This window comes from Lutibacter sp. (assembly GCF_030692605.1).
GTDB lineage: Bacteria > Bacteroidota > Bacteroidia > Flavobacteriales > Flavobacteriaceae > Lutibacter.
Genome location: NZ_JAUYUD010000012.1, coordinates 1 through 4381, shown reverse-complemented (window position 1 = coordinate 4381; position 4381 = coordinate 1). Strand labels below are relative to the sequence as shown.

Annotated in this window: 4 protein-coding genes; all 4 read right to left on the bottom strand. The window is 29.2% G+C overall.

Annotated elements, in window-relative coordinates; all coding sequences use genetic code 11:
* Positions 1–262 precede the first annotated feature (262 nt).
* Complete coding sequence (locus Q8S45_RS01290) at positions 263–1786, bottom strand: bifunctional GNAT family N-acetyltransferase/carbon-nitrogen hydrolase family protein (protein WP_305600509.1); 1524 nt, start codon at positions 1784–1786, stop codon at positions 263–265.
* 436 nt (positions 1787–2222) lie between these two features.
* The gene (locus tag Q8S45_RS01285) at positions 2223–2897 is read right to left on the bottom strand and encodes a hypothetical protein (RefSeq protein WP_305600507.1); all 675 of its coding nucleotides are present in this window, start codon (positions 2895–2897) and stop codon (positions 2223–2225) included.
* A 152-nt stretch (positions 2898–3049) separates the two neighbouring features.
* Complete coding sequence (locus Q8S45_RS01280; protein WP_305600505.1) at positions 3050–3637, bottom strand: hypothetical protein; 588 nt, start codon at positions 3635–3637, stop codon at positions 3050–3052.
* A gap of 155 nt (positions 3638–3792) precedes the next feature.
* Entirely contained in the window at positions 3793–4167 is a 375-nt protein-coding gene (locus Q8S45_RS01275; protein ID WP_305600502.1) for a hypothetical protein, read from the bottom strand.
* Between the last annotated feature and the right edge of the window lie 214 nt (positions 4168–4381).

The following is a 4381-nucleotide window of genomic DNA, read 5'->3' as shown; positions in this document are numbered from 1 at the left end:
AAATACTGTGGCGAAGAATAAAATATCAATGGCTAGATTTCGATGCTTATAAATGCTTTAAAAACCTCAAAGAACAATTAAATTTAGTGCTGAATAATTTTGGCATTAAATACGACATTAAATTTTAACCATTACTTATATAACCTCTTTCTTTTTTTTAATATAAAAAACAAAGATGTAATCGTTCTTATTTTTTAAAAAATATGTTTTTAATGATAAACAAAGCAAACTAGTTGATTTTAGCAACATTCAATAGTTGTCCCTATTTTTTTTTCAATTCAAATAAATCTGTTCTTCTGTCTTTTAGATTTCGAACACTACCAAACTGATTTAATTCACGAAGCATATCTATATCAACATCTGCAATTAAAATCATTTCTGTATTGGTTGTAGCTTCTGCTTTTATACCATTTGCTGGAAAAGCAAAATCACATGGTGTAAAAACCATGGATTGGGCAAATTGAATGTCCATATTGTGTACTTTTGGTAAATTACCAACACTACCGGCAATAGCTACATAACATTCGTTTTCAATTGCTCTGGCTTGGGCGCAATGGCGCACTCTCGAATAACCATTTTGAGTATCTGTTAAAAATGGGATAAACAGAATATCCATACCTTCATCTGCTAAAATTCTACTTAATTCAGGAAATTCGGAATCGTAACAAATAAGTATTCCAATTTTTCCGCAATCTGTATCAAAAGTTTTGAAACTGGAACCACCTTGTAAGCCCCACACTTTTGCTTCATCGGGTGTAACATGAAGTTTTTCATAACGTTCAGAGGTTCCATCTCTTTTACATAAATATCCAGCATTGTACAAAAGACCATCTTTTAATTCTGGCATACTACCAGTAATTATATTTATATTGTACGAAATAGCTAATTCAGAAAATTTTTGAACTATTTCTGGGGTATGTTTGGCAAGCTCTCTAATTGCTTCGGATTCTGGTAAATGGTTGTTATCTGCCATTAAGGGCGCATTAAAAAACTCTGGGAATAGGGCGAAATCTGACCTGTAAGCCGAAACTGCATCAACAAAATATTCAGCTTGTTGCATCAATTCTTTTAAGTTATGATACAATCTCATTTGCCATTGAATTAAACCAAGGCGAACTACTTTTTTCTTAGTTACTGCTTTTGTTGTGTGTTTTTTGTAATAAATATTTTTCCATTCCAATAAAACAGCAAATTCATTGGATGCTTTATCGCCTTCTAAATATCCTTTTAAAATTTTTGAAGGATGAAAATCATTTGATATTTGAAAATTTAGAACAGGATCGTTAATTTCTTTTCTTTTAACTTTTTCAATGTACTCCTTTGGTGTTAGCGTATCGGAATGCATATAATAATTAGGAATTCTACCCCCAAATGCAATACCTCTTAGGTTTAATCTTTCAGCCAATTCTTTTCTGTAGTCATACAATCTTCTACCAAGTCGTAGGCCTCTATATTCAGATTTGATAAAAACATCAATTCCATATAATACATCGCCATCTGTTTTGTGAGTTTCAAAAGTATAGTTTCCAGTTATTTCTTTGTATGTGTGATGGTCATCAAATTTATCATAATCTAATATTATTGATAAGGCACATCCGGCAAGCTGATCGTTCACTTTTATGACAACCTGTCCTTCAGGAAATTTTTCAATTAAAGAATTAATATGAGATTCTTTCCAATAGGAATTTGGCATATTAGAATATGCTTCAATCATAGCATCTTTCAACTCTTGATAGTCATGTATGGTTAAAAATTGTAATTCTATGTTTTCAATGTTTTGTATCATTCTGTGTTGTTAATGGTTTACTTTAAATAATTGTTTTGTAAAAATTGTATAGGGATTAAAAAATAAGAAATCGAGCCAAAACACAAAAAAAAATGACTATTTCGGCCCAAAATCTGCAATGGATTGTTTAAAAAGCACTCTTTTTTTAATTTTTTTTGTGCCAATTGGATGTATTTATTAATTCTTAAGATGGTTAAAAAAACGGCTCAATTGGTTTAATTCCAATTAGAAATGATAGGAGAGAGGTTTAAATGATTTTTTATTTGAGCTGTTATTTATTTTAATCTGCCCAAAGCTTTACGTTATAAGATGTGCAGTGTAAAATTGGAGATTTTTAGGTTGTAGCAAATCGTTTATTGAATGTTTGTCGGTGCGTTATTTAGTTTAAATGTAAGCATAAATTTTATGAGGTGTTGGCAACTGGCTTTTTATAATATTAGTCAAATCCATTTTCGATTAAAATTCTGCCGTAAGAATTCAGTTTATATTCAAATGTAGCAGGAATTATCTCTCTTCTTCCTGTTTGTTTAAATTTATATTCTTCGTGTTCTCTATTATCTTTAATTGATTGATTTAACAATCCAATCTGATGAAGATTTGTCTTTATGTCATCATTAATGTTTCGTAAATATTCATTGTCTTTCAGCAACTCCAAATCTTCCAAATAAGTATTGTCAATTATATGAGTTAATCTTTTAAAATCATTGAAAGTAATTTTACCCAAAATTGTCTTTTTTAATAGTTTTCCAATAATTGAAGCTTTGTCATCGTTATTTAATCTGTTCAAAGTTATTAGCAATTTTTCTCCGGCTTTCTTTGTTTCATTTTTAGATTCTAATTCCGTAATAAATTCCTCTCTTTTAGATTGAGGAATATCCTTTAATTCAAACAGAAATCTAAGCAGTTTTTTCGTGAAAAAAGATTCCGTTATTTTGTTATAAAGACTAAAGCTTTTAAATCCAATACCAAATATTGGTATGTCTTTTAATACTTCTGATTCAATAAGTAAATCAAAACCAGTTTCCAAGATTTCAGGTGTTAATTCATTTAAAGCCTTTGACTTTACTGATTTAAAAATATCTATTTGGTTCTTTTTTTTGTCGTCACTCATTTTTTCTGCTTGTTGCCAACGTGTTCGTATAATGATTTGTGCGACGTAAAAATCGGAGATTTTTCCGCCGTAGTAATATTTTTATTGAGTGTTTGCAATTTTCTATTTGTTCAAATTTAAGCATAAATTATATACGTTGTTAGCCAAAGTTTTTATTTCAATTTCAAAAATTTTCCATCTATATAGCTAATTAATTCCACTCCTTTGCCCTCAGAAGAATATAAAATAAGTTCTATTTTGCTATTCTCATTGAGAAAATTATTTTTGAAAACATAAACATTTTTAAATTCAAAGCCATATAAATTTATATCTACTACTTGTTCATTAGTCGGATTAATCAATTCATCAAAATACTCGTTTTCAGAGTTGTCACTATTTGGAATTACATATTCCAATCCAAAAGCGGTCAAATCATTAAATGTACCGACACCTAATCGTATTAAAAAACCGCTTTCAGTAAAATTAATGAAGTTACTTATAGTTTCATATTCCCAATATTCACAACTTTCGGGTCCGCGATAATCTCTCTCTAAATTAATAATTCTAGGCTGAGTAGAAGCTTTGATATTTTGTCCGGTTTCGTTTATATAAATCAAGTCGTGATAATCATTGTAAGGTATTAAGGATTTCTCAAATTCGGGAAGTAAGTAGGAATCAATCAATTCTTCATTACAACACCCTGTAAGTCCTATCATTAATAAAATGAAAGTCAATTTAAAATAAGGTTTCATATTTTTCATACAATTTTGGCTAACGTGATTTTATAAGATTTGTGCGACGTAAAAATCGGAGATTTTTCCGCCGTAGCAATATTTTTATTGAATGTTTGTCAGTTTGTACTAGCACAATTTAAGCATAAATTTTATGAGGTGTTGGCAACTGTTTTTAATCTAATTTATTTTTTCATTCTCAACTTTCTTTCTTCTCTTAATCTTTTCCTTTCTCTTTTTTTCATAAGTTTCTCTCTTAATTTTTTATCTCTTTTTTCTAATTCAAACGCTTTTATGGTTTTATCATCTAATATTCCGTGAATATCAACGTCATATCCTAAATTTTTCAGTTTATATTGTAATGCTTTAGTTTCTCTGTTTTTATTAATTTTGGCTAATTCACAGCTAATTTTGACAAATTTTGAATCATTTGGTCTTTTTATGTAACAATCTCCAGTCTTTGGCTTATTTGGAAAATCTTTCAATTCAACTTGAGCTGTAATACTCAGGCTAGAAGTTAAAATCAGGAATGTTATAATTTGAATACTATTTATTTTCATAGAAATTTCAGTTTTCGTATAGTTGCCAACGTCTTAGTGCATGAAAAGTTGCGCTTTAGAAACCGCAATTTTCCGTTGATTAAAAATAGTTTTTTATTTGTCATAAATATCATACTTGTTAGAATTTAGCAATTTTTTATGCGCATTGTTGGCAAATGTTAATCCTTTTAGTTCGCAGACACAGAAAAGCGAAAATCAGGTATCGTAAACAGTC

Coding starts and splice junctions, on each gene's coding strand:
- Q8S45_RS01290 (WP_305600509.1), bottom strand. CDS start 1,786: ATGATACAAAACATTGAAAACATAGAATTACAATTTTTAACCATACAT.
- Q8S45_RS01285 (WP_305600507.1), bottom strand. CDS start 2,897: ATGAGTGACGACAAAAAAAAGAACCAAATAGATATTTTTAAATCAGTA.
- Q8S45_RS01280 (WP_305600505.1), bottom strand. CDS start 3,637: ATGAAAAATATGAAACCTTATTTTAAATTGACTTTCATTTTATTAATG.
- Q8S45_RS01275 (WP_305600502.1), bottom strand. CDS start 4,167: ATGAAAATAAATAGTATTCAAATTATAACATTCCTGATTTTAACTTCT.